The sequence below is a fragment of the Streptomyces sp. AK08-02 genome, assembly GCF_033795085.1.
GTDB lineage: Bacteria > Actinomycetota > Actinomycetes > Streptomycetales > Streptomycetaceae > Streptomyces > Streptomyces echiniscabiei.
The window spans coordinates 377004-403209 of sequence record NZ_JARAZV010000002.1; the positions used below are offsets into that span (position 1 = coordinate 377004).

Genomic DNA, 26206 nt, shown 5'->3' on the forward strand with positions numbered 1-26206 from the left:
GAGCCGTAACGGGTGAACCGGTCGTAGAAGCACTAACCGATGGGCGAGGGGTTCGCATGACCGACACCGGCCAGGTCCCGGCCGAGGGACTGCCGGAGAACGCAGGCATGGTGGAACAGCCGGGCGTTGCCGCGCACGGTGCGTACACCTACCTCTCCGAGACCACCGCCGAGGACGAAGACCTGCTGCTGCTCCCGGGCGCCCAGAGCGCGTGGGGCAACGAGGTCGCTCCACCCACCCCGGCGCCCGTCGTCGAGGCCGTCCACGAACCCGGCCCGCACGAGACCGGTGGCCGCGACAGCGGCTCGGTCGACCTGAGCGCCGTCCGTCTGGCGACCCAGGCCTCCGCCGTCCAGGCGCCGGTCGCGCCCCGCCGCCCGCTGCACCTCGGCCCGCCGACCCCCGACGCCTCCGCGAGCCCGGTCCGCTCCCTCGCCGACCGGGGCCCGGCGGGCATGCCCGCACCGGCACGCCAGTTCGGTACGCCCGCTCAGGCCCCCGTCCCCGAATACCTCGACGCGGCGCCGCTGCTCGCCGAAACCGCCCCGCAGGGCGCCGCTCCCTGGGGCGACCGGGCCCAGACGCACACAGCGGTGCAGGCCGCCGCGGCCCCGCCGCCGGTGAGCGAGACGGCGCACCCTGCGGAAACGGTTGTTCCGGTTCAGTCCGAGACCCTGATCCCGGAACAGGCCCCCGAGGCGGCCGAGATCCCGGACCCGGCGGAGCCCGACCCGACGCTCCAGGAGACGGCTCCGGAAGCGTCGTACGAGGGACCGGAGGGCGCCTACGAGGCGCCCGAGGCCGCCGTCGCCCCCGCGGCCCACTCGCCGGAGAACGTGTACGCCTTCGAGGCTCCCCCCATCCCGGACCCCGCCCTGGCGGTACCCGCCCCCGGGGGGCCCGAGGCCGACGTCGCCTTCCCGGCGCCTTCCGTGGCCCCCGAGATCGCGCAGGAACCGCTGGATCCGCAAGAGGCCGAGGGTGCCGCGCCGCAGCCCGAGGACGCCCTGATCGCCGTACCGGAGGCGGAACCCGTCCCGGCCGCTCCGGCCGTCGTACCGGACGCGTGGGTCCCGCAGGACGCCCCGATGGCACCGGAGGCTCACTTCGCCCCCGAGCCCGGCCCCGAGTTCCACCCGGAGACGCCCCCGCAGGTCGTCCCGTATCTCGCCCCCGAGAGCGAGCCGCAGGCAGGGGACGAGGACTCCGACGCTCACGTCGAGGCACCGAGCATCCCCGTGGGCGAGTTCCAGTCTCCGCCCGCCGCCACGGCACCCCCGGTTGACCACCTCGTGGACCCGGCGTCCCAACCGGCGGACGCGGCCGCCGTGCAGCTGACCGAGTCCGCTCCGCTCGCGGACCCCGGATCCGAGGCCGCGCCGGAGGAGGAGCCCGCTCCCGTCCTGGAGACCGCCGGGCACACCCAGGTCGAGGTGCCTCTCTCGCTGGTCGCGGAATCACCGGCAGTACCCGCACCCGAACCCGCGCCCGATCCCGTACTCGCACCGGTCGCCCCGAGCGACCAGGCACCCGCTCCGGCCGAGCCCGCGCCCCCCGCCGAGGAACCCGCAGAGGCTGCGGCCGAGGAGCCCCTCGCGCCCGCCGAGCCGCAGGCGACCGAGCCGGTCGACCAGCCCCACCCGCCGACCGAGCCGCTCCTCGTCGATGCCCTGCAGGCCGACCCGGTAGGCCGGTTCGTCCCCGTCGACGGCGCCGTGCCCACCGCCCCGCACCTGGCCCCGACGCCCCCGCACGCCCTCGTCCTGGTCCCGGAGGACCGGTACGTGGCTGAGACCGAGCCCGTGACCGAGTCCGAACCAGGGACTCAGCAGCCGGAGTCGGCGCGGCCCACCGAGTCCGAGATCCCGGAACCAGCGGCTTCGGAATCAGTGACGGAGGCCGATGCCCCGGCCGCCGACCCGCTGCCGGTGATCCTGATCGAGGAACCCGAAGCCGTCCCCGACCTCGATGCCGCCGAGGTGGCACAGCGGGCGGAGGACCTGGACACCAGGGTTGCCGACCAGGAGGAGAGCCGGCAGGAGAGCGGGGCCGCGGTGGAGGACGTACGGGAGTCTCCGGGCCCGGCCGCTCCCGGCTACGACGACGCCGAGCGCGAGGCCGTGCTCAGGGTGATGCGCGAGCGCCGGGACATCCGCAACGGCTTCCGCAGCGACCCGATCCCGCACGACGTACTGCTGCGCGTGCTGGAGGCGGCCCACACGGCGCCGTCCGTCGGCCACTCGCAGCCCTGGGACTTCGTCGTCATCCGCTCGGCGGAGACCCGCGGCACGATGCACGAACTGGCCGCGCGGCAGCGGGAGGCCTACGCCAAGTCGCTGCCCAAGGGCCGGGCGAAGCAGTTCAAGGAACTGAAGATCGAGGCCATCCTCGACACCCCGGTGAACATCGTCGTGACCGCCGACCCGACCCGCGGCGGCCGTCACACCCTCGGCCGGCACACCCAGCCGCAGATGGCCCCCTACTCCTCCGCCCTCGCGGTCGAGAACCTGTGGCTCGCCGCCCGCGCCGAAGGCCTCGGCGTCGGCTGGGTCAGCTTCTTCGACGAGCGCGAGATGGTCCGGGCCCTGGGCCTGCCCGAGCACCTGGAGGTCGTGGCCTACCTCTGCGTCGGCTACGTCGACGAGTTCCCGGAGGAGCCCGAGCTGATGCAGGCGGGCTGGTCCAAGCGCCGCCCCCTGTCGTGGGTCGTGCACGAGGAGACGTACGGCCGCCGGGCACTGCCCGGAGAGGAGCCGCACGACCTGCTCGCCGAGACGGTCGCCAACATCCGCCCGCTGGACGCCAAGGCGCTCGGCGAGGCGTGGGAACGCCAGAAGCGCATGACGAAACCGGCGGGCGCGCTCGGCATGCTGGAGATCATCTCCGCGCAGCTGTCGGGGCTGTCCCGCATGTGCCCGCCCCCGATCCCGGAACCCGCGGCCGTCGCGATCTTCGCCGGTGACCACGGAGTGCACGCCCAGGGCGTCACCCCCTGGCCGCAGGAGGTGACCGCCCAGATGGTCGCCAACTTCCTCGGTGGCGGCGCGGTCTGCAACGCCTTCGCGAACCAGGTGGGCGCCGAGGTCTGCGTCATCGACGTGGGCGTGGCCTCGGACCTGCCCGCCACCCCCGGCCTGCTGCCCCGCAAGATCCGAGCGGGCACGTCCGACATGACGACCGGCCCCGCGATGACCCGCGAGGAGGCCAGGGCGGCCATCGAGGTCGGCATCGAGACGGCCCGCGACCTGGTGGCAGCCGGCAACAAGGCCCTGCTCACGGGTGAGATGGGCATCGCGAACACCACCGCGTCCGCGGCCCTGATCTCCGTCTTCACGGACACGGACCCCGCCGAGGTCACCGGCCGGGGCACCGGCATCAACGACGAGACCCTCGCCCGCAAAACCGAGGTCGTCCGCCGCGCCATCGACTTCCACCAGCCGGACCCTGCCGACCCGATCGGTGTCCTCTCGGCGATCGGCGGCTTCGAACACGCGGCCATGGTCGGCCTGCTCCTCGGCGGTGCCTCACTCCGTACGCCGGTGATCCTGGACGGCGTCAGCGCCGGTGCCGCCGCTCTGGTGGCCCGCGCGATCGCCCCCGAGGTCCTGGCCGCGTGCATCGCGGGCCACCGCAGCGCGGAGCCGGGCCACGTGGCGGCCCTGAACAAGCTGGGCCTGCGCCCCCTGGTCGACCTGGACCTCCGCCTGGGCGAGGGCACGGGCGCGCTGCTGGCCCTCCCCCTGGTCCAGAGCACGGCGAGGGCGATGCACGAGGTGGCGACGTTCGACTCGGCGGGGGTCACGGAGAAGTAGCCCGGCCTGGCTGTGGGCAGTCGTTCCGCAGGGCGGAACGGGTGGGCACAGCCAACAGCGGACCCGCACGTACAAGGGGGTCCGGGGGCGAAGCCCCCGCTTTTCGGGAAGGGGCGGGGCTGGGGAAGAGAAACCCGCCCCGAGCCCTCACCTCACCCGCACCGTAAAATGCGCACGTCAGGGCCCGCCCCCAAACCCCAGGCCCCTGATCAGAACGACCCGCAAGAGGGAGCCGCACCCCCATGGCCGAACACCCCGCCTACCCCGTAGGCCTCCGCCTCACCGGCCGCCGAGTCGTGGTCCTGGGCGCCGGTCAGGTGGCCCAGCGCCGCCTCCCCGCCCTCATCGCGGCGGGCGCGGACATCCTCCTCGTCTCGCCGGAGGCGACCCCCTCCGTGGAGGCGATGGCGGACGCGGGCGAACTCACCTGGGAGCGCCGCCCGTACGCGGACGGCGACCTGGCGGACGCCTGGTACGCCCTGATCGCGACCGACGACGCACAGGCCAACGCCCACGCCTCCGCCGAAGCCGAACGCCACCGCGTCTGGTGCGTCCGCTCCGACGACGCCGACGCCGCGACGGCCTGGACCCCGGCCACCGGCCACAGCGAGGGCGTCACGGTCGCCGTCCTCACCACGGACGCCAAGGGCCGCGACCCCCGCCACACCGCCGCGATCCGCGACGCGGTCGTCGAGGGCCTGCGCGACGGCACCCTCGTCGCGCCCCACCACCGCACCCGCGCCCCCGGCGTCTCGCTGGTCGGCGGCGGCCCGGGCGACCCGGACCTGATCACGGTCAGGGGCCGCCGTCTGCTCGCCGAGGCGGACGTGGTCATCGCGGACCGGCTCGGCCCGCGCGATCTCCTCGCCGAACTGCCCCCGCACGTCGAGGTGATCGACGCCGCGAAGATCCCGTACGGCCGCTACATGGCCCAGGAGGCCATCAACAACGCGCTGATCGAACACGCGAAGCTGGGCAAGCGGGTCGTACGGCTCAAGGGCGGCGACCCGTACGTCTACGGCCGGGGCATGGAGGAGGTCCAGGCGCTGGCCGAGGCGGGCATCGCCTGCACGGTCGTCCCCGGTATCTCCAGCTCGATCTCCGTCCCGGGCGCGGCCGGTATCCCGGTCACGCACCGCGGGGTCGCCCATGAGTTCACCGTGGTCAGCGGCCATGTCGCCCCCGACGACGAACGCTCCCTCGTGGACTGGCAGTCCCTCGCGAAACTGACCGGCACGCTCGTCGTCCTCATGGGCGTCGACAAGATCGGCCGGATCGCGGAGACCCTGGTCGCGCACGGCAAGTCCCCGGACACCCCGGTCGCACTGGTCCAGGAGGGCACGACAGCGGCCCAGCGCCGCGTCGACGCGACCCTCTCGACGGTCGGCGAGACGGTCCGTACTCAGGACGTGAAGCCCCCCGCGGTGATCGTGATCGGCGCGGTCGTGAACGTAGGCCCGAGGACAGGTCCGGAGACAGGTCCGGAGGCAGGTCTGACGACATTGCTGTAACCCCCGGTAACCCAATCCGTTCCCAGCCGTTGGCACCGCACCCAGGACAAGGCAGTATCACCCCTGTGGCCGATCTCATCACCGTCGAGGACCCCGCCGACCCGCGCCTGCGCGACTACACGGGCCTGACCGACGTCGAACTGCGCCGCAAACGCGAGCCCGCGGAGGGTCTCTTCATCGCCGAGGGCGAAAAGGTCATCAGACGGGCCAAGGACGCCGGCTACGAGATGCGCTCGATGCTCCTGTCCGCGAAGTGGGTCGACGTCATGCGCGACGTCATCGACGAACTCCCGGCCCCGGTGTACGCGGTCAGCCCGGAGCTCGCCGAACGCGTCACCGGTTACCACGTGCACCGCGGCGCCCTCGCCTCCATGCAGCGCAAACCGCTGCCGACGGCCGACGAACTCCTGCAGACCGCACGCCGGGTGGTGGTCATGGAGTCGGTCAACGACCACACCAACATCGGCGCGATCTTCCGCAGCGCCGCCGCTCTCGGCATGGACGCGGTCCTGCTCTCCCCGGACTGCGCGGACCCCCTCTACCGACGCAGCGTCAAGGTCTCGATGGGTGCGGTGTTCTCCGTCCCGTACGCCCGTCTGGACACCTGGCCGAAGGGCCTCGACTCGGTCCGCGAGGCCGGCTTCACGCTCCTGGCCCTCACCCCCGACGAGAAGGCCAAGACCCTCGACGAGACGGCCCCGCACAAGATGCGACGCGTCGCCCTGATGCTCGGTGCGGAGGGCGACGGTCTCTCCACCCAGGCCCTGGTGGCCGCCGACGAATGGGTCCGTATCCCCATGGCCCACGGCGTCGACTCCCTCAACGTGGGCGCGGCGGCAGCGGTCGCCTTCTACGCGGTGGCCACGGGCCGCCCCACTCCCGGACCGAGCTGACCCGAACGCGAACGGACAGGGCCCGCAGCCCTGGTCCGCGATCCCCGACAGACGTCAGTCGGAGTTCGCGTCGGAGCTGGACCGAGGCAGCACGGACACCGCAGACCCGCCGCCACCACCGGGCTTGTCGTCCGGCCGCACGTTTTCCGGCTGTTCCTGCCGCTGCTGTTCCCGCCCGCCTCCGCTGCGACCACTGTCGTCGCCGAGCCCACGGCTGGGTCCCTGGCACCCCTGGGCGGCCGCGATCCCCAGGGCCACCAGCAGCGTCACCACGACGAACACGAACAGCCGCTGCCGCAGCAGCCGCGGATTGGCGGGCCGCCGCCCGGTCCCCGTACCGCGCGGCGCGGGACGGCCGGTGCCACTGCGCGGTCCGGGACGGCTCCCGGATCCGGCCGTGTTCCGCGCACCGGGAACGGGCCGTGCCCCGGAACGCGACGAGGGCGAACCACCGCGCGGGCCCCCGCCGCCCCGCGACGGAACGGCCCCACGCGACCCGGAAGTACCCGACGCCGGCCCCTGCCCCTGCGGACGCCGCTGGGACTGGGACGGGGACTGGGACTGCGAGTGGGCCTGTGTCTGGGAGTGATACGGGGGCCGCTGGTCCGGATAGCTCTCGGTGAGCCGCCCCGTAGGCCGGTCCGCCTCGGCGGCACGAGGCCCGGGCGGCCGTACGTCCGCCATGCCCTGCGCCTCGCGCGCCGCGATCTCCTTGAGCCGCAACGACAGCTGGAGTGTGCTGGGCCGCTCCTCCGGATCCTTGGCCAGGCACGCCCGTACGAGGGGTGCCAGCGCGTCCGGAACGCCCTGCAGGTGGGCCTCCTCGTGGACCACGCGGTACAGCATCACCTCGGAACTGCCGTGCCCGAAGGGCGAGTCGGCCATCGAGGCGTACGCGAGCGTGGCACCCAGCGAGAACACGTCCGTGGCCGGCGTCACGGCAGCCCCGCGCACCTGTTCGGGGGCGAGGAAGCCGGGCGAGCCGACCGCTGTACCGACATGGGTGAGTGTCGAGGCGCCGGTCGCCCAGGCGATGCCGAAGTCGATGATCCGCGGCCCCTTCGGGGACAGCAGGATGTTGGACGGTTTCAGGTCCCGGTGTACGACTCCGGCCTCGTGCACCGCGACCAGTCCCTCGGCGAGGGCGGCCCCGATGGAGGCGACGTCGGCCGCGGTGAGCGACCCCTCGTCCATCACCTTGTCGTGCAGGGAGGGTCCGGGCACGTACTGCGTGGCGAACCACGGCCGGTCCGCGTCCAGGTCGGCGGCGACGAGGCGGGCGGTGCAGCCGCCCCTGATCCGCCGGGCCGCCGACACCTCGCGCGCGAACCGGGAACGGAACTCCTGATCCTCCGCCAGGTCGGGCCGGATCACCTTCAGGGCGACCCGCTGTCCCCGCTTGTCGGAGCCCAGGTAGACGACGCCCATCCCGCCCGCGCCGAGCCGTCTGTGAAGCCTGAACGAGCCGACGACGCGCGGGTCCTCGCGCCTCAGGCGCATCATCGCCATGTTCATCCCCGCTGCCCGGTCCGTTTGACGAGCGACAGCTTACGTTTCCACGGCCGGGTGCGCGCAGAGGCCGCGCCCTCTCGTCCCGATGGATTGTCAGTGCCGGGTGGGAGACTTGAGAGGTGGTCAGGGGGCGCGCGAACAGGGCGGCTTGACGTCGCGTGTGATCCCAACCACCCGTCGCAGAAGGGGGATTGAACCCGTGAAGGGTGACCGCGTGGAGATAGTCGTGGATGCCGGGGACACCACACGTACCTACGAGGTGGTGGCGAGCAGGGCGGGCCGCAGGGTGGAGACGGCGGTCCGTCGAGGTGTCGTGGAAGTGAGCGAAGTCACGAGGAACGGATCGGTCGTCCGTACCGCCCGTTTCATGGCGAACCGTGTCCTGGCCCTGGTGGAGCAGCCGGTGCCGAGGGAGGACAGCTCGGAACAGTAGGGACACACCGGGCACCCCTTCCGGGAAGACCCTGAGACCTAGGACCCCGTCTCCACCCAGGGGAGTACTCCGCAGGTCACGGGTCATCCTCCGGGAGGCCCGGCAATCGGTACGAGGGCATGACGACCGGTACTCGTCGGCAGCCTAGATTTGAGGTCAAGCGGCGGGTGCAGCACTCGTCCCCCGAGGTCAGACACCCGCCGCTTGCCAACCAACAGAAGAACGGTCAGGAGAGGGACCATGGCCCACACGGCATCGCGGACGGCGCTCCGCACACAGGGACGCAAGGCGTACGTCGCCGCGTTCCGTCCGCGCCGACAGGGCCAACGTCACCCACTGGTGGCGACGGCGATGGTCCTCCCCCTGGCAGCCCTGCTCGTGGTCGTCTTCGGCGGCTGGGAAGCAGTGGTCACACAAGCGTCGTCCGTGGGTGTGATGCTGGGGCGCTGAGCGGCGACCCCAGGCCCGGAAGAGCGGTCCGGGCGGGGACATCCACCCATGAAACCCCGTGGGGACGGGGGTGCGGCGGACGGCAAATAATGCCCGCGCAGCTGGGGAGCTGCGCGGGCATTGCCTTGCCTCCGTCAGCCTGTCCGGGGGTCCCCTCTGGGGGAGTTTGAGGACGAGGCCGTCCAGGCCGAAGGGGGCTGGGGCGCAGCCCCAGCGGGGTCGAAGGGGCGGAGCCCCTGGGGATGGGACGGGTAGGGGCGGCGGGGGCGAAACACCCCACCGCACCCGGCAATCACCCCGTACCCTCCCGACCAGACCCGCCCAGCACATCAGGGAGCCCCGTGACAGCCACCCCCTTGCTCTCCGACCTCACCACCCGAGCCAAGGCCAAGGCCCACTCACGCCCCCACCCCCACCCCTGCCCCTGCGGAGCGGACACCCTCACCGACCGCCCCGACGGCACAGTCGTCCGCCACGCCGACACCGTCGCCAAGGCGCACGCCCCAGACACCACCCCCACCGAACTCACCGCCCGTCTCGCCCTCGCCGCCCACCTCCCGGGCATACTCCTGCCCCCGCTCAGCCAGACCCCCGTCGACCTGCACGGCAGACTCGTGACGTTCTGGCCGTACGGCGCCCCGGTCGACCCCGAGGATCCGGACGCGGCACCCTGGGAGGAGGCCGCCACCCTGCTCGCCCGCCTGCACCGCACCCCCGCCCCGCCCGGACTGCCGCCCATGCGCGGCCCGGCCAAGGCGGCCCGCGCCATCGCCCGCCTCCGGGCCACCACCCCCCAGCCGGCCACCGAGCCCGTCCTGCGCGCCTGGGCCGGCCTGCCGGCCTGGGCCAGAGCCCAGACCCCTGCCCCGGGAACCCCTGACCCTCACCCCGACGAGCCGGCCCTCACGACGCTCTGCCACGGCGACCTCCACCTGGGTCAGCTCGTACGCCACCCCGCCCCGGACGGCCCCTGGCTGCTCATCGACGTGGACGACCTCGGCGTCGGTGCCCCCGCCTGGGACCTGGCCCGCCCGGCCGCCTGGTACGCCTGCGGACTGCTCCCGCCCGAGGAGTGGACGCGGTTCCTGGCCGCCTACCGCGCCGCAGGCGGCCCGGCCGTACCCACCGACGGCGACCCCTGGCCCGCCCTGGACGTCGCCGCCCGCGCTCTCACCGTGCAGACGGCAGCCCTGGCGATCGTCAAGGCGACGGCCGCGGACCGCCCGCTGGACGACGTACAGCAGGCCGTGGTCGACGCATGTGCCCGAATGGGTTCGGTACCACCCGAGTTGACCCAGGGCCACGCGAAGTAGGGTGCAACCGACCGGAGCCGGACAGAGTCTGTTCTGGCGAGAAGCGAAACCGGATCAAGAAGCGGTACCGACGGCAGGGAGTTGAGCCGAGCATGCAGTGTCCGAAGTGCCATGCGCCGATGCACACGTACAACCGCAACGGAGTCCAGATCGAGCAGTGCAGCGGCTGCCGGGGGATCTTCCTCGACTACGGCGAGCTGGAGGCGCTGACCCGCGTGGAGTCCCAGTGGTCGGGCCCCGCCGCCCCGCCGCCTCCGGCCCCGCAGGGCTACCCCGCTGCTCCCGCACCTGCCTGGGGCGCCCCTCAGGGCGGTCATCACGGCGGTCACGGCGGCCATGGCGGTCACTACGGCGGCAAGCGCCACAAGAGCTTCGGCCACATGCTGTTCTCCAGCTGACGGATACGTCTGACCGGCACGTCTGGCTGGAACACGAAGAAGCCCCCGACCGTACGAGACGGTCGGGGGCTTCTTCGATGTGTGGACGATACTGGGATTGAACCAGTGACCTCTTCCGTGTCAGGGAAGCGCTCTCCCGCTGAGCTAATCGTCCTCGGGATCACGGTCCGAAGACCGCGAGTGCTGGATACAGCGTGCGCGATACTGGGATTGAACCAGTGACCTCTTCCGTGTCAGGGAAGCGCTCTCCCGCTGAGCTAATCGCGCGGGGACCCTTGCGGATCAAGGTCCTTGCGGACCAGTGGACGATACTGGGATTGAACCAGTGACCTCTTCCGTGTCAGGGAAGCGCTCTCCCGCTGAGCTAATCGTCCTTGGAGGTGGAGACGGGATTTGAACCCGTGTAGACGGCTTTGCAGGCCGTTGCCTCGCCTCTCGGCCACTCCACCAGGAGTGCGGGGGTTCGGGAAGATCCCCCTCTTCCTACGAGCGGACGACCAGGTTCGAACTGGCGACCTCAACCTTGGCAAGGTTGCGCTCTACCAACTGAGCTACGTCCGCGTGCCGTTTCGGTGCGCTCTCGCGTCCCGGCGACGAGTTGAACTCTAGCGGATTCCGGGGCCAGTACAAAAACGCGTTTGTGCAGCGTGCTGCGCTGTGCCTGCTCGAAGACATGGTCAGGGCACCCGCAGGACACCCGCCATAGACTCGGCGGTGTGTCCGATCTCGCTCCCCTCGCCCGCTTCGGCGGTCTCGTCGCCACCGGTCTCCTCGATGTCACGCGCGATCCCGCGGCACTCGAATCCACCGGATTCTGGGCCGTGTCGGCGACGTACGAGGGCCGTCTGACCTGCGCTCGCTTCCGGGACGTACGGGAGGAACCGGTCCGCGCGCCGAGGCCGGGGGAGTGGCGGGGACCGGCCGCCGGTGACTGGACGTCGTCCCTCGATCGCGCCGCGTACACGGCGGGGGTGCGCCGTATCCGCGAGCACATCGCGACCGGCGAGGTCTATCAGGCGAACCTCTGCCGGGTGCTGTCCGCGCCCGTCGCACCCGACGCGGACGTGGACGCGCTGACCTCGCTGCTCGCGCGCGGCAACCCGGCACCGTATGCAGGAACGATCCGCCTGCCGGCCCATGGCGTCGAGATCGCCACCGCGTCGCCCGAGCTCTTCCTCCGTCGCGCCGGACGAACCATCGAATCGGGCCCGATCAAGGGCACCGGACGCACCGAGGCGGACCTGCTGGAGAAGGACTACGCCGAGAACGTGATGATCGTGGACCTGGTCCGCAACGACCTCGGGCGCGTCTGCGCGACCGGCTCGGTGACCGTTCCCGAACTGTGCGTCGTCGAGAAGCACCCGGGGCTGGTCCACCTCGTGTCGACGGTACGGGGCGAACTGCGCCCGAACACCGGCTGGCCGGAGCTGCTGGCGGCCGCGTTCCCACCCGGCTCGGTGACCGGCGCCCCCAAGTCGAGCGCCCTGCGGATCATCGACGCCCTGGAGACGGCGCCCCGGGGCCCGTACTGCGGAGGCGTCGGCTGGGTCGACGCCGACCGGGGGACAGGCGAACTGGCGGTCGGTATCCGCACGTTCTGGATCGACCGGGCCGACGGCATGCTGCGTTTCGGCACCGGGGCGGGCATCACCTGGGGTTCGGACCCGGAGGGGGAGTGGCGGGAGACCGAGCTGAAGGCGTCCCGCCTGCTCGCGGTAGCGTCGGGGGAGTACGAGGTGAGCGGCGACGGGGAGGAACCGTCGGCCCGCCGTGTCCCCCCGGGTCACGGCCCGCCGCACCCCGGCCGAGAAGCCGTACCGAACGACGCGTCCGACACATTCCAGCGAGGTAATGACCAGTGAAGCTCTGGCTCGACGGCGGGCTGCAGGACATCGAGTCCGCCCGCGTCTCCGTGTTCGACCACGGGCTGACCGTGGGTGACGGCATCTTCGAAACGGTGAAGGCGGTCCATGGCCGGCCCTTCGCGCTCACCCGTCACCTGGACCGGCTGACCCGCTCGGCCCGCGGTCTCGGCCTGCCCGACCCTGACCTCGACGAGGTCCGCGGCGCCTGCACGGCCGTGCTCGCCGCCAACCCGATGCCGCTGGGGCGCCTGCGCATCACGTACACCGGCGGTCACGGCCCCCTCGGTTCCGACCGCGGGGAGCACGGCCCGACCCTGGTCGTCGCCCTCGGCGAGTCCGCCCGGCGTCCCGACTCGACCGCCGTGATCACGGTCCCCTGGACGCGCAACGAACGCGGCGCCGTCACCGGCCTGAAGACGACGTCGTACGCCGAGAACGTCGTCGCTCTCGCCAGGGCGCGCGAACAGGGCGCGTCCGAGGCCCTGTTCGGCAACACGGTCGGGCAACTGTGCGAGGGGACGGGGTCCAACGTCTTCGTCGTCCTGGACGGTGAGATCCACACCCCGCCGCTCGCCTCGGGCTGCCTCGCCGGCGTCACCCGCGCCCTCGCCGTCGAGTGGACGGGCGCCAGGGAGACCGATCTGCCGCTGGACGTCCTGGAGGGCGCCGACGAGATCTTCCTGACGTCCACCCTGCGGGACGTGCAGGCCGTGCGGCGCGTCGACGCCCGTCAACTCCCGGACGCGCCGGGGCCGGTGACGGCCAAGGCGATGCGGGTCTTCGACGAGCGGGCGGGGGACGACCTCGACCCCTGACCCTGGGTCGCTGATCGGGAAAAGCCGCGGAAATGGAGCTGCCGCGGGCGTCCGCAGCGGGTAGAACAACCTCTGATGACCACCACCCTGCGGCCGACCGAGCCGCTGCAGCACGAGGCAGACGGGGCGCGTTCACGCCGCTACCAGGTGTGCGTGAACAGCCGACCCGTCGGCGCGGTACACCTCGCCACCGACCCCGCGTACGGCGACCCGGTGGCGAGGATCCTCGATCTCCGCATCGACGAACCCGACCGTCGACGCGGTCGGGGCACGGTGGCGGCGCTCGCCGCGGAGGAGGTGGCGCGCGACTGGGGCTGCCGTCGCATCGAGGCGTCGCTCCCGGACGACGCGCCGACGGCCCTGCGGCTCGCGACCGCCCTCGGCTATGTGCTGCGCAACCGTCGTATGGACAAGGCGCTCGGCGCGACCCCGCCCGAACTGCCCGCCGGGAGCCGGGGCCGGCCCATGACAGAGGCCGAGTTCGTGGTGTGGGAGGCGGCGGGCAGGCTGAGTTACGCGGAGAGCTGGATCGAGCGGGGCGTGCCGGCGGCGGAGGCGCACGCCAAGGCGAAGCGCGACCATGAGCAGTTGATGCCGCAGGGCGTGGCCAGCGCGGACACGACCTTCAGCGTTCTGGAGCACGAGGGAACCCGCGTCGGCACCCTGTGGTTGGGCCGCCGCGACGGCCTGGCCTTCGTCTACAAGGTCGAGGCCGACGCGGCACACCGGGGGAGAGGCCACGGCCGCACCCTCATGCTCCTGGCGGAGACCCAGGCGATCGAGGCCGGCCGACCGGCCATCTCCCTGAACGTCTTCGCGGGCAACCGGCCGGCGGAACGGCTCTACGAGTCGCTGGGGTACGAGACGGTGACCCACCACCTGTACAAGGACCTGCTGTAGGCGGGTGTCGACCGGGGCCGATACGAAGGACGGGGGCGCCGGGAGTCAGGCGTCCTGCCCGGCGAGCAGACGGTCCACGATCTCCTCGATCCGCTCCCGCAGCCCCTCCTGGTTCTTGCCGCCGTCAAGACGCTCATCGCCGATGACATACGTCGGCGTGCCCGTCACACCGATGGCCTTGCCCTCGGCCTGGTCGGCGTCGACGATCAGGATGTGCCGGCCGTCGATCAGCGCGGTGTCGAACTCCTCGGCGTCCAGGCCGAGTTCGCCCGCCACCTCGACCAGGAAGGGTTCGCCCCCACGGTCGAGCTCCTCCACCCGGCCGAGTACGGCCTCGACGTACGGCCAGGCCTGTCCCTGCTCGGCCGCTTCCTCGGCGGCCTGCGCGGCGGCGAAGGAGTGCTTGTGCCGCTCCAGCGGGAAGTGCCGCAGCCGCAGCTCCAACCGGTCGCCGTAGCGGGCGCGCAGGGCGCGTACGTCGTCCAGGGCGGTACGGCAGTCCGTGCACTGGAGTTCGCACCAGACCTCCAGGACGGGGACGGAGGCCGGGGAAGGGGCACCGGCGGGCGCGGGGAAGGAGTCGCTCATGGGCACCAGTTTCCCAGCCGAGGCCGTGGGCGTCGTACGAGGGGACCGGGACCTGGGGAGGAGCCGACCCGGAGATGTCCCTGATGTCGGGTCGGAGCATGGCATCCGAGGGGCCGGGCGGTGCAGGATGGAAGGGACGAACCGCACCCGCGTGACCGAACGCCTGGAGGACCGGATGATTGCCGAGACCGTGTGTTCCGCCGTCTCCGTGGCCGGCCTGGGCATCGCGGTGGTCACGGCGTACCGCAAGCGTTTTCTCGCGGCCGCCCGAATCGCCGCGTATTCGCTGGTTCCCATCGGCCTGGTGATGACCGGGGTGGTCGGGTGGGCGGCCGACACCGCGTTCAGCCCCTCCGCCTGGGCGGGATTCTGCGTGCTCGGCGGCGCCTGGCTGCTCTTCACGACCACACGCGCGGTGGAGCGGCGAAGGGGCGGTACCCGAAGGGAACGGGCGGAGACGCGGTCCGCGCAGCGCGAGGCGGTCGCTCCGGCGGCCTCCGCGCCCTCGCTGGCCCAGGGACGGGGCAGTGCCTCCCGCCCGGCGCCCCAGCCCGCGGCCAAGCCGCGCGGCGCAGGTGACGACTTCAGCGACATCGAGGCGATCCTGAAGAAGCACGGCATATGAAGAAAGCGCGGCGTATGACGGGGTACGACGGCTGACGTACTGAAACGACACAAACGGCCGGGAGGTGACGGAGGTCGCTCGGAAGCGATCATGACTCGCCGCGAACATTAAGGAATTCAGCGAACTACCGTGCATTTCGGGCGCGTTGATCGCGTGGAGGGTCCCGGCTGCGTCATCATCGCGGCGAGATGCTGGACACAACACAGAGCGAGGCCGTGCCGCCGAAGGACGAGCCGCGCGGGTGCCTCTTCGCCCTTTCCCAGCCACCGCTGATGATCTTCCTTGCGGTGATCGGGTGTCTGCTGCTCATGGCTTCGTTGCACGATCTGCTGTTGCTATGAGCTGTACACGCCAGTCCCCGGCGTCATCCGCCGGGGGCTGCGTCAGCACCGGGCTCGGGCTTCCCTGCCGTCAGCTCGCCGATTCCTTGCGGCGCGCCCGGTAGGCCGCCACGTGAAGCCGGTTTCCGCAGGTGCGGCTGTCGCAGTAGCGGCGGGACCGATTGCGGGAGACATCGACGAAGGCATGCCGGCAGTCAGGGGCCTCGCAGCGCCGCAGCCGCTCCTGCTCGCCTGCGACCACGAAGAACGCGAGGGCCATCCCGCAGTCGGCGGCGAGGTGGTCGGCGATGGACGCGCCGGGGGCGAAGTAGTGCACGTGCCAGTCGTAGCCGTCGTGGTCGGTGAGCCGGGGTGTCGTCCCCGCCGCGGCGACCAGCTCATTGATGAGCGAGGCGGCCGTCCGGGCCTCCTGGGCGGCGAAAACCCCGGCGAACCGGCCGCGGATCCTGCGAACGGCGGCGAGGTCGATCTCCGACAGCATGCCGATATCGCTGATGTTGTGCTTTCGTACGAAATTTTCGAGCGCGTCGACATCGGGCAACGCGTCCGTGGTGTCGTCGTCCGGCGCGGTGTTCACCAGATCGACCACGGTGTCGAGGGCGCACCGGGTGTCGTGGGTGATCAGCACGTTGCTCTCCCTGGCCTGCCTGGGCGGTCGGGCGGGCACCCGCCCGCCGATGCTGGCCGATGGTAGTGGCTCGCGGCGGCGGAGGTGGGTGTCGGTCCCGGCAGGGCCGGGAGCCCTGTCCCCGGAGGGCGTGCGGACGCACCGCCGCCGCCCCGCGAGAAACCCGCGGGGCGGCGGCGGTGTGCCATATGCGGTTGTGGTGACCCGAGCCGTCTCCCCGAGTGGACGGCGCCGGGCGGCTCAGCGGAGTGCCCGTCCTAGCTTTCCGCCAGGATGTGGGACAGCTCCTGATCGAGGTCGAAGTGGCGGTGTTCCGTGCCGGGTGGCACAGCGGCGTCCGTTCGCTTCAGGAAGGACTCCAGGGCTCGTGCGGGTGCTTCCAGCAGGGCCTCGCCCTCGGGCGAGCTCAGAGCGATGCAGACAACGCCCTGGCCGTGACTCCTGGACGGCCAGACTCGGACGTCACCGGTACCGGTGGGTCGGTGGAGGCCCTCCGCGAGCAGGTCGCGGGCGAACACCCACTCGACGGTTTCCTCGGCTCCGGTGTGGAAGGTGGCGTGCACGGCGTAGGGATCGGCCGTGTCATACCGCAGTCCTGCGGGAACGGGCAGTGAGGACTCGCTCGACACAACGAGGCGCAGGTGCAGCTCGCAGCTGACCGTGGTGTTCATAAGCGCCAAGGCCTTTCGCTCAGTGTGCGCTCGGGGATTCGCACGTCGGCGAAATCGACATGCCACCTACGGTGCCGTTGTAAACCCCTCTGAGTGTTTTGCGTGTGTTTACGTAACTCTTCCGGCCGAGAACCGGTTCGTCGGCTACGACCATTCCGGTGACCGGTTTCCGTCGGGTAGGGTTTGGCCGCATGAATACGGGGAGTGACAAGCCCGGCCAGGCCGCCGAGGCACCGGCCGAGGCCGGGACCGGCGAGGCCGCGAGCGAGCGTGAGCTCGGATCGAGAGCGCCGGAATTCATCAAGGCACGCCGGATGCTGCACGTGAGCTGGCAGGTCGGCGTGTTCGTCGTGGGCCTCGCGGTGGTCGGTGCCGGCATCGTCATGCTGCCGTTGCCCGGGCCGGGCTGGCTGGTGATCTTCGGCGGTATGGCGATCTGGGCGACCGAGTTCGTCTGGGCCCAGCTGGTGCTGCGCTGGACGAAGCGCAAGGTCACCGAGGCGACACAGCGTGCGCTCGATCCCAGGGTGCGCCGCCGCAACATCATCCTGACCACGATCGGGCTGGTGATCGTGGCGGTTCTCGTCGGGATCTACGTTTGGAAGTTCGGGCTGGAAATGCCCTGGAAGATCAAGGATCAGTGATCCGGCGCATGGCGGGGGCACCCCCTGACATGGGGTAATGTTCTCCCTGCGTCCGGGCGATTAGCTCAGTGGGAGAGCGCTTCGTTCACACCGAAGAGGTCACTGGTTCGAACCCAGTATCGCCCACCGGATCGAGTGCGGCCCGTGTCCACGGAAATGGTGGACACGGGCCGCACTTGTCGTTGGACCGCGTCCGTGAAATCCCGTCCGCACCCTCCGGCCGTGCGACCTCGGTGGCTCCGCCCCGCTCACTCCGTGGAGCCCTCCCGCACCCTTCCCGGGATCGCCGGACAGCCCGACAAGGCCGCCGCAAGTCCTCCGGCAGCGCGGCCTCCCATTCCCGTCGGTGCCATGTCGCGGCGACGTGAGCGCTCACTTCGTCGAGTGCCAACTCCCCGTCCAGTAGGCGCATTTCGGCCCCGCCCCAAATAAACACCGGCGATCCTTCGATGTTCGACCGGTCGACCCCGGGTGCCTCACCAGCGACGTCGACCTCCGTTCCAGGGGGTCGGGTCGACTTGCGCTCCGCCCTCGCCCAGCCTGCTCACAGAAAAATCCTGTCCGAATCATTGACGCACTCCGAGCCCCTCCGTAGCTTGTGCCAGCAAGCGCTTACTTGAAACGATTCACGCAGGCGCCAACGACGTCGCGGGGAGGGCCTGACTGTGCCTGGAATTGGGAATGTTGAGAGGCGAACCATCCTGAAGGTGGCCGGAGCCTCGGCGGCCGCGCTGGGGCTGGCGGCAACGACCGGGTGCGGCGGTGACAGTGGCGCCGGGGACGGGAATGTGACACTCCGTTATGCGTGGTGGGGCGGCGAACCGCGCACCATCGCCATCAAGAAGTCGATCGCGCTCTTCGAGAAGAAGTACCCGAAGATAAAGATCAAGCCTGAATTCACCGACTATGAGGCGTACTGGGAGAAGTTCCAGACCCAGGCCTCCGGTGGAAATCCCCCGGACGTTTTCCAGAATGCTGTCGGCTTCCTGCGCAAGTACGACAAGCGCGGCGTGTTGCTGGATCTCAAGGCGCAGGCCGACGCCGGGAATCTGAGCCTGGAGAACTTCCGCAACGGCGTTCTGGCGAACGGTCAGGTCGACGGCAAGCAGATCGGCATTCCCGTCGGGGCCAACACCATGGCGCTCGTCATCGACCTCAAGGCCTTCGAGAAGGCGGGTGTCGAGGCGAAGTTCGGCTGGACCTGGGACGAGTACTTCGCCGCGCTGCAGAAGATCCAGGACAAGCTGAAGATCGCCGGTGACACCGGGTACTTCGCCATCATGTACCTCTACGACCTGTACCTGCGCCAGAACGGCAAGGCCTTCTTCACCGACACCGGTCTCGGCTTCACCGAGGACGATGTGACGCAGTGGTGGGCGGACGGCTACAAGCGGGTGAAGTCCGGTCTGGTCGCCGACCCCAAGAAGATCGAGCAGGCCAAGCCGAAGTCCGGCCTGTCGGCGGGGCTCGCCGCGTCCGAGTTCACCTGGGACAACTTCTCCATCCGTTACGAGGGCGAGGGGGAGTCCGACTACGGCCTCGCGCCGATCCCCACCACGGACGGCAAGGACACCGGCCAGTACCTCGGCTCGCTGATGCTCAGCGGTTTCTCCGGGACCAAGCATCCCAAGGAGGTCGCCCAGTTCATCAGCTTCATGGTCCACGACCCCGAGGTCGGCAAGATCATGGGCTACGACCGCGGCATCCTCTCCACCACCGAGCAGTTCGACGCGTTCAAGCCGACCGACCCCAACAACAAGGGTGTCGCGGCCTACGAGGACGAGGTCGCCAAGGCCGGCGTGCTCGGGAAGATCACCCCGCACCCGTCCGGCGCGGACGTCGTCGAGGCGGCCTTCCTGCGTATCGGCGGCGAGGTCGCCCAGGGCAAGACCAAGCCGGCCGATGCTGCCAAGGCACTGTTCAGCGAGGCCAAGGCCGCGTTCGCGGGCTGAGGGGACGTACCACCATGACGCTCGTCAAAGAAGCGCCCGCGCGCCCGGCGCAGAAGCGGTCCGCCGCTCCTGTCGCCGGGCGGCGCGGGCGGCGCCGCGAGAACCTCGCCGGTTATCTCTTCATGTCGCCGTGGATCGCGGGGTTCCTGCTGCTCACAGCGGGGCCGATGATCGCGTCGCTCTACTACGCGTTCACCAGCTACAACCTGTTCACGCCGCCCAAGTGGGTGGGGCTGGACAACTTCACGACGATGTTCCAGGACCCGCGCTGGCAGAAGTCGGTCGAGGTCACGCTCAAGTACGTCGTCGTGGCCACCCCGCTGAAGCTGCTTCTCGCGCTCGGAGTGGCGCTTCTGCTCGCGCAGAAGAGGCGCGGACAGTCCCTGTACCGGGCCGCCTTCTACATGCCGTCGCTCATCGGCGCCAGCGTCTCCGTGGGGTTCGTATGGCGGGCGCTGTTCTCCGACGACGCCGTCGTGGACCGTACGCAGAAGGTCTTCGGGCTCGATGTCGGCGGCTGGATCGGTAACCCGGACTACGTCCTGTACGCCCTGGTGGCGCTGAGCATCTGGCAGTTCGGCGCACCGATGGTCATCTTCCTGGCCGGGCTCAAGCAGGTGCCGCAGGAACTGTACGAGGCCGCCGAGATGGACGGAGCCGGCCCCTTCCGGCGGTTCTGGAACATCACGCTGCCGATGATCTCCCCGGTGCTGTTCTTCAACGTGCTGCTGGAGTCGATCCACGCGTTCCAGGTGTTCGGCTCCGCCTATGTCGTGTCCGACACCAGGTGCGGGCCCGCCGACGCCACTCTCGTCTACACCTGTTACCTCTACCAGAAGGGTTTCAAGGAGGCCCAGATGGGCTTCGCCTCCGCGATGGCCTGGACGCTGGTGATCGCGGTGGCACTCGTCACGGCGGTCCTGTTCTGGTCGCAGAAGAAGTGGGTGCACTACGAGGAGGCCGCCAAGTGACCAGCGCCACCAGCCCTGTTGTGAGCACCGCGAACGAGCGGCGGCGCATCGGGTCCCTCGCCTGGCACGTGGGCGCGCTCCTTGTGCTCGCGGTCGTCCTCTACCCGGTGATCTGGGTGCTCGGCGCCTCGTTCAAGCCGAGCAAGGACATCATCGCCAGCCTCGACCTGCTGCCCACCAAGCCGGTCTGGGCGAACTTCTCCGGGCTCGCCGACGGCATCTCCGGCATCTCCATCACCAGCTTCTTCACCAACTCGCTGATGTACGCGGGCCTGGCCGTGGTCGGGGTGGTGATCTCCAGCTCGCTGACCGCGTACGCCTTCGCCAAGATCCGCTTCGCGGGGCGGAACCTGCTGTTCACGCTGATGATCGGCACGCTGCTGCTGCCGTATCACGTACTGCTCATCCCGCAGTACGTGCTGTTCCGCAACCTCGGCTACATCGACACGCTCGTACCGCTCGTCGCGGGCAAGTTCCTCGCCACGGAGGCGTTCTTCGTCTTCCTGATGGTGCAGTTCATGCGCGGACTGCCGCGCGAGCTGGACGAGGCCGCCAAGCTCGACGGGTGCGGACACCTGAGGACCTACTGGTCCATCGTCCTGCCGTTGAGCCGGCCCGCGATCATCACCAGCGCCATCTTCACCTTCATCAACGCGTGGAACGACTTCATGGGGCCGTTGATCTACCTCAACACCCCCTCCAAGTACACGGTTTCGCTCGGCCTGATGATGTTCCGCGACCAGGAGGGCATCTCCAACTACGGCAGCATGATCGCCATGTCGCTGGTGGCGCTGGTGCCCGTCGTCGCCTTCTTCATGGCCTTCCAGCGTTACCTCATCGACGGTATGGCGACCTCCGGACTGAAGGGCTGAGGCGGCCACCATGGCCCAAGCACGCGTGAAGGAACGCTCCCCGCGCAAGGAGTCCGTGTTCGGCGAGCGCTTCGCGGTCTTCGCCGAGTGTCTGCTCACCGGCGTGTGGATCGCCGTGGCCTGCCTCGGAGTCCTCACCTACCCGGCCGCCTTCGCCGCCGGCGCCCGGCATCTGCGGCGCCGCACGACCCATGTGGGCGGCGGCTGGCGGGAGTTCGTCGCCGACTTCCGGGCCGCCGTGCGCGGCGGATGGCTCGTCGGGCTCGTCGGCTGGGCGGTGGCCACCGCGGTCTGGGTGGACGTCCTGGCCGCGCGGGCCGGTATTCCCGGGGGGCGGTTCGTCGGGGCCGTCGGCATCTTCGCGCTGATCGCACTCGCCGTGGCCCTGCTGCGCGCGGCTGCCGTCTGGACGCCGGGTGCCCCCTGGCGGGCGCTGCTCGCGGACGCCGGGCGCCGGACCGTGCGGGATCCCGCCGGTTCCTTCCTGGTCGTCTGCGGGCTGGCCGTCGTGACTCTGTCCGCGGGGTTCCTTCCGCCGCTGGCGGTTCCCGTCCTCGGTGCCGTCGCGGCGGCGTCCGTCGCCGTCGAGGAGCGGTACAGCCGCCGCTGACGGGCGGCGCGATCGCACCAGGTCGACGCCCCGGGTGTCGTACCTCTCTCCGCCATGCCCCTGGTCTCTTCATGCCCCTGACCACCCCTGCATCCGCACGGAAAGGAAAGGCTGGTCCCTCATGTCTCCCATCCCCCGCAGGTCCCTCCTCAAGGCCGCCGCAGTCGCCGGAGCCGCCGCCCAGTTCAGCTGGGCCCTGGGAACGAAGGACGCGCAGGCCGCGCCCGGAGCCGCCGAGACCGACTCCGGTCCCGTGACCCTGGACTGGCTGGAGGACGGCGGTCTCGGCGCCGCCCCCGGTTCCACGGTCGGCGTGCCCTGGCCGAAGGGCACCCACGACGCGAGCCAGACCTTCGCGCTCACGGACGCCGATGGTAAGTCCGTCCCCGTACAGTCGTGGCCGCTCGCCTACTGGCCCGACGGATCCCTCAAGTGGACCGCGCACGCGGTCAGTTCGGGCAACGGCAAGCTGACGCTCGCCGCCGGGACGCCCGATACCCCCGCCGCGAAGATCACCGTCGACAGCAGCGGCGGGACCATCACGGTCTCGACCGGAGTCATCACCGCCCGCATCGCCAAGTCCGGCTCCACCCTGGTCAAGTCGGTGACCCGCGGCTCCACCGAGATCGCGAGGAACGGGCGGCTCGTCCTCATCCGCCAGCCCGAGATCGAGGACGAGGACCAGGGCGCCACCAGGTTCGAGCGCTTCGACAGCGCCATCAGCAAGGTCGAGGTCGAACAGGACGGCCCGGTAAGGGCGGTTGTTCGCATCGACGGCAAGCACCGCAAGGGCAGCCGCAGTTGGCTCCCCTTCTCGATCCGCCTCTACTTCTACGCGGGCGCCGACTCCTTCCGCATGGTCCACACCATCACGTTCGACGGAACCCAGGAACCGGGCAAGGCCAGCGGCGACTTCATCCGCGGCATCGGGGTCCGCTTCAGCGTGCCGATGCGGGACGCCTCGTACGACCGGCACATCCGGATCGGCGGTGACGGCGCCGGACTGCTGCGCGAGGCCGTCAAGGGCATCACCGGGCTGCGGCGCGACCCCGGTGCGGCCGTCCAGGCGGCCCAGTTCGCGGGGGAGAAGCTGCCCGACCCCTCGACCTGGGACCAGCGGGTCACCACCCGCCTCCAGTACATCCCCGAGTGGGGCGACTACACCCTCTCCCAGCTCTCCGCCGACGGCTTCACCCTCCGCAAGCGCACCAAGAAGGGGCACGGCTGGATCGGCGCGGGCGGCGGCAAGCGCGCCTCCGGGTTCGGTTACGTCGGCGGGGCGAGCGGCGGACTCTCCTTCGGCCTGCGGGACTTCTGGGAGAAGCACCCCGCCCAGCTCGACATCCGCGACGCCCAGACCGACGAGGCCGAGGTCACCCTCTGGCTCTGGTCGCCCGAGGCCCAGCCCATGGACCTGCGCTTCTACCACGACGGCATGGGCCAGGACACGTTCGCCGAACAGCTCGAAGGCCTCAACATCACCTACGAGGACTACGAACCCGGCTTCGGCACCCCCTACGGCATCGCCCGTACCTCCGAACTCCTCTTCTGGGCCAACGAGTCGACCCCGACACCCGAGAAACTCGCCGAACAGGTCGAAGCCGTACGGGTGTTGCCGCAGCTCGCCGCCCCGCCCAAGCAGCTCATCAAGGCCCAGGTCTTCGGCCCGGGACTGTACTCCGAGCCCGACCGCTCCACCCCGGCCAAGGCCAGGATCGAGGACCACCTGGACTTCCTCTTCACCTACTACAAGGACCAGGTGGAGATGCGCCGTTGGTACGGCTTCTGGGACTACGGCGACATCATGCACTCGTACGACCCCGCCAGGCACCAATGGCGGTACGACGTCGGCGGCTACGCCTGGGACAACTCCGAGCTGTCGCCCGACCTCTGGCTCTGGTTCGCGTACCTGCGCTCCGGCCGCGCCGACATCTTCCGCTTCGCCGAGGCGATGACTCGCCACACCGGCGAGGTCGACGTCTACCACCTCGGTCAGTGGGCCGGCCTCGGCACCCGGCACGGTGTCCAGCACTACGCCGACAGCGCCAAGCAGCAGCGCATCGCCAACACCACCTACCGGCGCTACTACTACTTCCTCACCGGTGACGAACGCGTCGGCGACCTCATGCACGCCAACGTGGACAGCGACGAGACCTTCCTCGCCCTGGACCCGCTGCGCAAGATCCGCACCGAGCCCTACACACCCGACCGGCATGCCCTGTCGATCGGCTTCGGCACCGACTGGAGCGGCCTGGTGTCGGCCTGGCTGACCGAGTGGGAACGCAAGGGCCCCAAGTGGGAGAAGGCCAAGGCGCGCGTGCTCTCCACCATGGAGACCATCGCCGCCCAGCCCAACGGGTTCGTGCAGGGCAGCGGGTTGTACGACCTCGACACCGGGAGGTTCGCCGTCGCCGCGGCGCCCGTCGTCGGCGTCTCGCACCTCTCGGCGGTCTTCGGCCTCAACGAGCTGTGCGCCGAACTCATCGACCTGGTCGACATGCCGAAGTTCAACGAGGCGTACTTCGACTACTGCCGCTTCTTCAACGCGACGAAGGCCGAGCAGGCGGCCCGCTACGGCTCCAACTTCGGCACCCTGCTGCTGTTCCAGGGCCACTCGCGCCTCGACGCGTACGCGGCCGTCCGGACCGGGGACGAGAAACTCGCCAAGCGCGCCTGGGACAAGTTCTACAACTCCGACGGCTACAAGGAGTCGGCGCCCTGGAAGACCGAGCCGGTGAGTGGCCCGGTCACCCTCGTCCCGGGCAGCGAGGCCAACTGGGTGTACACCAACGACACCGCCCTCTACGGCCTCGCCGCCATCGAGAACCTCGCTCTGCTGGGCCACAAGATGCCCTCGTAGCGGAGCACCGGTGCCCGCCCCCGCCGCGCGATGTCGTGGTGAGGGCGGGCACGCGGGCACACTCCACCCATGGACTGGAGTCACTTCCGCTTCCGCGCCCGCTGGACCCTGGCAGCGCCCGTCGCCACCGTGTACGACGCCCTGGAGCAGGCCGAGGACTACCCCCGCTGGTGGCCGCAGGTGCGCGCGGTCGACCGCGTCGACGACACCAGCGGCATCATCCGCATCCGCTCCCTGCTGCCCTACGACCTGATCTTCACCGCGCGCGAGGTGCGCCGCGATCCGGGGGCCGGAGTCCTGGAGATCGCCATGACCGGCGACCTCGACGGCTGGGCACGCTGGACGCTCACCGCGGCCGGCTCCGGCACCCGGGCCGACTACGAACAGGAAGTGGACGTCACCAAACCGCTGATGCGCCGCCTCGCGGTGCCCGGCCGACCGCTCTTCCGCGCCAACCACGCCCTGATGATGCGCGCGGGACACCGAGGACTGGCCGCACACCTCCGCGCGACTTGACGAAGGGGCCTGAACGAAGCGGTTTGAACGAAGCCCGCCGGGACCTGTATTGTTCGGTGCGTTCCCGGGCGATTAGCTCAGTGGGAGAGCGCTTCGTTCACACCGAAGAGGTCACTGGTTCGAACCCAGTATCGCCCACCGGGAGAAAGCCGGTCCGTCACCGACGGACCGGTTTTTTCATGTGCTCGCACACCTGTCGTACGGCTAGGCCGCCGCCGGCATCTCCGGGCGAAGTGGCCACGCCGGATCGACCGCCTCCGGTGTACCGCTCTTCGCGAACCACGCCTGCAGGCCGCGCGCCTGTCCCGCGTGCCACACCGCCTGGAGCGTGTGCAGTTCGGCGGGGGAGAGGCGCTCCAGCCGGGTCGCGAAACGGCGCCCGACCGCCCGTACGACCTCCAGGGAGGCCATCGCGTCCGCCGCCGCGTCATGGGCGCCCTCCAGCGTCACCCCGTAGTGCGCGCACAGGTCCGTGAGGGTGCGGCGGCCCTTGCGGTAGCGGTCCAGGTGCTTGTCCAGGACCCGGGGATCCAGCACCAGCAGCGGTGTCGACTCGAACCAGCGGTCGAGCGACGAGGCGCGATGGCGGCGCAACTCCCGGTCCAGCATGGTCAGATCGAAGGGCGCGTTCATGATGACCAGCGGGCGGCCCGCCGCGGCCTGCTCCGCCAGCGCCCTGGCTATCTCCTCCAGCACAGGGGACGGCCAGCGGCCGTTGCGCTGCAGATGTTCGTCCGTCAGCCCGTGCACCGCCGTCGCCGAAGCGGGCACGGGCACACCCGGGTTGATCAGCCAGCGGCTGACCCGCGGCCGGATGGCCGGACCTTCCTGGACCACGACTGAAGCCGACACGATCCGGTCGGTCTCGACGTCCACACCCGTGGTCTCCGTGTCGAACGCGGCCAAGGGGCCCTCGTACCAGCACGTCATACCTATGCAACTCCTCGTTCACCCACGGCAGCTGACGCACCGTCTTCTGCCTGTTTGGTGATACCCGGGCTGTTTGCGCCGTACGCCGGAAGGAGA

The 26206-nt window shown here is 70.5% G+C and carries 24 protein-coding genes and 7 tRNA genes; 21 read left to right on the forward strand and 10 right to left on the reverse strand.

The genetic code is table 11. From position 1 onward, the window contains the following. Positions 1 to 56 precede the first annotated feature (56 nt). The 3 genes from cobT to PV734_RS05510 all read left to right on the forward strand — a co-directional run bounded on the left by cobT (position 57) and on the right by PV734_RS05510 (position 6216). Positions 57 to 3812: a nicotinate-nucleotide--dimethylbenzimidazole phosphoribosyltransferase gene (gene cobT / locus PV734_RS05500; RefSeq protein ID WP_319288864.1), complete on the forward strand. Its 3756-nt coding sequence runs from the start codon at positions 57 to 59 to the stop codon at positions 3810 to 3812. Positions 3813 to 4054: 242 nt separating this feature from the next. Further along, complete coding sequence (gene cobA / locus PV734_RS05505; RefSeq protein WP_319288865.1) at positions 4055 to 5323, forward strand: uroporphyrinogen-III C-methyltransferase; 1269 nt, start codon at positions 4055 to 4057, stop codon at positions 5321 to 5323. Between the two features lie 65 nt (positions 5324 to 5388). Next, on the forward strand, positions 5389 to 6216 hold the full coding sequence (locus PV734_RS05510; RefSeq protein ID WP_319094030.1) for an RNA methyltransferase: 828 nt from the start codon (positions 5389 to 5391) through the stop codon (positions 6214 to 6216). A gap of 54 nt (positions 6217 to 6270) precedes the next feature. Here the strand turns inward: PV734_RS05510 and PV734_RS05515 are convergent, their stop codons facing one another. After that, positions 6271 to 7731 (reverse strand): serine/threonine-protein kinase, encoded by a 1461-nt coding sequence (locus PV734_RS05515; RefSeq protein ID WP_319094029.1) that lies wholly within the window; start codon positions 7729 to 7731, stop codon positions 6271 to 6273. Between the two features lie 196 nt (positions 7732 to 7927). Between PV734_RS05515 and PV734_RS05520 the strand changes: the two genes are divergently transcribed. The 4 genes from PV734_RS05520 (at position 7928) to PV734_RS05535 (ending at position 10322) form a co-directional block, all read left to right on the forward strand. Continuing rightward, positions 7928 to 8161, forward strand: coding sequence for a hypothetical protein (locus PV734_RS05520; protein WP_044472070.1), 234 nt, complete (start codon positions 7928 to 7930; stop codon positions 8159 to 8161). A gap of 240 nt (positions 8162 to 8401) precedes the next feature. Then, positions 8402 to 8611 carry a hypothetical protein gene (locus PV734_RS05525; RefSeq protein WP_053740242.1) on the forward strand — a complete coding sequence of 70 codons (210 nt, stop codon included), beginning with the start codon at positions 8402 to 8404 and terminating at the stop codon, positions 8609 to 8611. Positions 8612 to 8952: 341 nt separating this feature from the next. Then, positions 8953 to 9924, forward strand: a complete 972-nt coding sequence (locus tag PV734_RS05530) for an aminoglycoside phosphotransferase family protein (RefSeq protein WP_319094028.1) — start codon at positions 8953 to 8955, stop codon at positions 9922 to 9924. A gap of 92 nt (positions 9925 to 10016) precedes the next feature. After that, positions 10017 to 10322 carry a zf-TFIIB domain-containing protein gene (locus tag PV734_RS05535; RefSeq protein ID WP_319094027.1) on the forward strand — a complete coding sequence of 102 codons (306 nt, stop codon included), beginning with the start codon at positions 10017 to 10019 and terminating at the stop codon, positions 10320 to 10322. Positions 10323 to 10404: 82 nt separating this feature from the next. Here PV734_RS05535 and PV734_RS05540 read toward each other — a convergent pair. The 5 genes from PV734_RS05540 to PV734_RS05560 form a co-directional block, all read right to left on the reverse strand. Continuing rightward, positions 10405 to 10476, reverse strand: a tRNA-Val gene (locus PV734_RS05540). Between the two features lie 41 nt (positions 10477 to 10517). Continuing rightward, positions 10518 to 10589: transfer RNA gene (locus tag PV734_RS05545), tRNA-Val, on the reverse strand. A 35-nt stretch (positions 10590 to 10624) separates the two neighbouring features. Then, positions 10625 to 10696, reverse strand: a tRNA-Val gene (locus PV734_RS05550). Between the two features lies 1 nt (position 10697). Next, positions 10698 to 10771: transfer RNA gene (locus tag PV734_RS05555), tRNA-Cys, on the reverse strand. A 39-nt stretch (positions 10772 to 10810) separates the two neighbouring features. Continuing rightward, a tRNA-Gly gene (locus PV734_RS05560) sits at positions 10811 to 10883 on the reverse strand. 155 nt (positions 10884 to 11038) lie between these two features. On the opposite strand from PV734_RS05560, the gene PV734_RS05565 reads away from it, so the two are divergent. The 3 genes from PV734_RS05565 (at position 11039) to PV734_RS05575 (ending at position 13902) form a co-directional block, all read left to right on the forward strand. Next, complete coding sequence (locus tag PV734_RS05565) at positions 11039 to 12184, forward strand: chorismate-binding protein (protein ID WP_319288866.1); 1146 nt, start codon at positions 11039 to 11041, stop codon at positions 12182 to 12184. Next, positions 12181 to 13002, forward strand: coding sequence for an aminodeoxychorismate lyase (locus PV734_RS05570; RefSeq protein WP_319094025.1), 822 nt, complete (start codon positions 12181 to 12183; stop codon positions 13000 to 13002). Before PV734_RS05565 ends, PV734_RS05570 begins: the two co-directional genes overlap by 4 nt. A gap of 75 nt (positions 13003 to 13077) precedes the next feature. Continuing rightward, positions 13078 to 13902: a GNAT family N-acetyltransferase gene (locus PV734_RS05575; RefSeq protein WP_319094024.1), complete on the forward strand. Its 825-nt coding sequence runs from the start codon at positions 13078 to 13080 to the stop codon at positions 13900 to 13902. 45 nt (positions 13903 to 13947) lie between these two features. On the opposite strand, the gene PV734_RS05580 is transcribed toward PV734_RS05575, so the two are convergent. Next, a complete protein-coding gene (locus tag PV734_RS05580) occupies positions 13948 to 14490 on the reverse strand; it encodes a DsbA family protein (protein ID WP_319288867.1) in 543 nt (180 codons plus the stop codon). A gap of 175 nt (positions 14491 to 14665) precedes the next feature. Between PV734_RS05580 and PV734_RS05585 the strand changes: the two genes are divergently transcribed. Beyond that, positions 14666 to 15115: a hypothetical protein gene (locus PV734_RS05585; protein WP_319094244.1), complete on the forward strand. Its 450-nt coding sequence runs from the start codon at positions 14666 to 14668 to the stop codon at positions 15113 to 15115. Between the two features lie 188 nt (positions 15116 to 15303). Further along, positions 15304 to 15456, forward strand: a complete 153-nt coding sequence (locus tag PV734_RS05590; protein ID WP_006375961.1) for a hypothetical protein — start codon at positions 15304 to 15306, stop codon at positions 15454 to 15456. 70 nt (positions 15457 to 15526) lie between these two features. Here the strand turns inward: PV734_RS05590 and PV734_RS05595 are convergent, their stop codons facing one another. Both PV734_RS05595 and PV734_RS05600 read right to left on the reverse strand, forming a co-directional pair. Next, a complete protein-coding gene (locus tag PV734_RS05595; RefSeq protein ID WP_319094022.1) occupies positions 15527 to 16084 on the reverse strand; it encodes a CGNR zinc finger domain-containing protein in 558 nt (185 codons plus the stop codon). Between the two features lie 257 nt (positions 16085 to 16341). Beyond that, positions 16342 to 16755, reverse strand: coding sequence for an SsgA family sporulation/cell division regulator (locus PV734_RS05600; RefSeq protein WP_004002642.1), 414 nt, complete (start codon positions 16753 to 16755; stop codon positions 16342 to 16344). Between the two features lie 191 nt (positions 16756 to 16946). Here PV734_RS05600 and PV734_RS05605 point away from each other — a divergent pair, with 191 nt between their 5' ends. The 9 genes from PV734_RS05605 to PV734_RS05645 all read left to right on the forward strand — a co-directional run bounded on the left by PV734_RS05605 (position 16947) and on the right by PV734_RS05645 (position 25318). Then, a complete protein-coding gene (locus tag PV734_RS05605; protein ID WP_319094243.1) occupies positions 16947 to 17399 on the forward strand; it encodes a TIGR02611 family protein in 453 nt (150 codons plus the stop codon). Positions 17400 to 17453: 54 nt separating this feature from the next. Further along, positions 17454 to 17525 (forward strand) — tRNA-Val (locus PV734_RS05610). 539 nt (positions 17526 to 18064) lie between these two features. Then, positions 18065 to 19351 (forward strand): ABC transporter substrate-binding protein, encoded by a 1287-nt coding sequence (locus PV734_RS05615; protein WP_319288868.1) that lies wholly within the window; start codon positions 18065 to 18067, stop codon positions 19349 to 19351. A gap of 14 nt (positions 19352 to 19365) precedes the next feature. After that, on the forward strand, positions 19366 to 20322 hold the full coding sequence (locus tag PV734_RS05620) for a sugar ABC transporter permease (RefSeq protein ID WP_319094020.1): 957 nt from the start codon (positions 19366 to 19368) through the stop codon (positions 20320 to 20322). After that, positions 20319 to 21194 (forward strand): carbohydrate ABC transporter permease, encoded by an 876-nt coding sequence (locus tag PV734_RS05625; protein ID WP_319094019.1) that lies wholly within the window; start codon positions 20319 to 20321, stop codon positions 21192 to 21194. The genes PV734_RS05620 and PV734_RS05625 overlap by 4 nt, the downstream gene beginning before the upstream one ends. Positions 21195 to 21204: 10 nt before the next feature. Then, positions 21205 to 21804: a hypothetical protein gene (locus PV734_RS05630; RefSeq protein ID WP_319288869.1), complete on the forward strand. Its 600-nt coding sequence runs from the start codon at positions 21205 to 21207 to the stop codon at positions 21802 to 21804. 121 nt (positions 21805 to 21925) lie between these two features. Further along, positions 21926 to 24664 carry a Tat pathway signal sequence domain protein gene (locus tag PV734_RS05635; protein ID WP_319094017.1) on the forward strand — a complete coding sequence of 913 codons (2739 nt, stop codon included), beginning with the start codon at positions 21926 to 21928 and terminating at the stop codon, positions 24662 to 24664. 69 nt (positions 24665 to 24733) lie between these two features. After that, entirely contained in the window at positions 24734 to 25180 is a 447-nt protein-coding gene (locus PV734_RS05640; protein WP_319094016.1) for an SRPBCC family protein, read from the forward strand. Positions 25181 to 25246: 66 nt separating this feature from the next. Next, positions 25247 to 25318, forward strand: a tRNA-Val gene (locus PV734_RS05645). A gap of 66 nt (positions 25319 to 25384) precedes the next feature. Here PV734_RS05645 and PV734_RS05650 read toward each other — a convergent pair. Further along, positions 25385 to 26110 carry a 3'-5' exonuclease gene (locus PV734_RS05650; RefSeq protein WP_319094015.1) on the reverse strand — a complete coding sequence of 242 codons (726 nt, stop codon included), beginning with the start codon at positions 26108 to 26110 and terminating at the stop codon, positions 25385 to 25387. Positions 26111 to 26206 lie beyond the last annotated feature (96 nt).

Bases quoted from the DNA above. Each gene is read 5' to 3' on its own strand.
- cobT (WP_319288864.1), top strand. From the start codon at position 57: ATGACCGACACCGGCCAGGTCCCGGCCGAGGGACTGCCGGAGAACGCA.
- cobA (WP_319288865.1), top strand. From the start codon at position 4,055: ATGGCCGAACACCCCGCCTACCCCGTAGGCCTCCGCCTCACCGGCCGC.
- PV734_RS05515 (WP_319094029.1), bottom strand. From the start codon at position 7,731: ATGAACATGGCGATGATGCGCCTGAGGCGCGAGGACCCGCGCGTCGTC.
- PV734_RS05525 (WP_053740242.1), top strand. From the start codon at position 8,402: ATGGCCCACACGGCATCGCGGACGGCGCTCCGCACACAGGGACGCAAG.
- PV734_RS05535 (WP_319094027.1), top strand. From the start codon at position 10,017: ATGCAGTGTCCGAAGTGCCATGCGCCGATGCACACGTACAACCGCAAC.
- PV734_RS05575 (WP_319094024.1), top strand. From the start codon at position 13,078: ATGACCACCACCCTGCGGCCGACCGAGCCGCTGCAGCACGAGGCAGAC.
- PV734_RS05580 (WP_319288867.1), bottom strand. From the start codon at position 14,490: ATGAGCGACTCCTTCCCCGCGCCCGCCGGTGCCCCTTCCCCGGCCTCC.
- PV734_RS05585 (WP_319094244.1), top strand. From the start codon at position 14,666: ATGATTGCCGAGACCGTGTGTTCCGCCGTCTCCGTGGCCGGCCTGGGC.
- PV734_RS05590 (WP_006375961.1), top strand. From the start codon at position 15,304: ATGCTGGACACAACACAGAGCGAGGCCGTGCCGCCGAAGGACGAGCCG.
- PV734_RS05600 (WP_004002642.1), bottom strand. From the start codon at position 16,755: ATGAACACCACGGTCAGCTGCGAGCTGCACCTGCGCCTCGTTGTGTCG.
- PV734_RS05605 (WP_319094243.1), top strand. From the start codon at position 16,947: ATGAATACGGGGAGTGACAAGCCCGGCCAGGCCGCCGAGGCACCGGCC.
- PV734_RS05620 (WP_319094020.1), top strand. From the start codon at position 19,366: ATGACGCTCGTCAAAGAAGCGCCCGCGCGCCCGGCGCAGAAGCGGTCC.
- PV734_RS05630 (WP_319288869.1), top strand. From the start codon at position 21,205: ATGGCCCAAGCACGCGTGAAGGAACGCTCCCCGCGCAAGGAGTCCGTG.
- PV734_RS05635 (WP_319094017.1), top strand. From the start codon at position 21,926: ATGTCTCCCATCCCCCGCAGGTCCCTCCTCAAGGCCGCCGCAGTCGCC.
- PV734_RS05640 (WP_319094016.1), top strand. From the start codon at position 24,734: ATGGACTGGAGTCACTTCCGCTTCCGCGCCCGCTGGACCCTGGCAGCG.
- PV734_RS05650 (WP_319094015.1), bottom strand. From the start codon at position 26,110: ATGACGTGCTGGTACGAGGGCCCCTTGGCCGCGTTCGACACGGAGACC.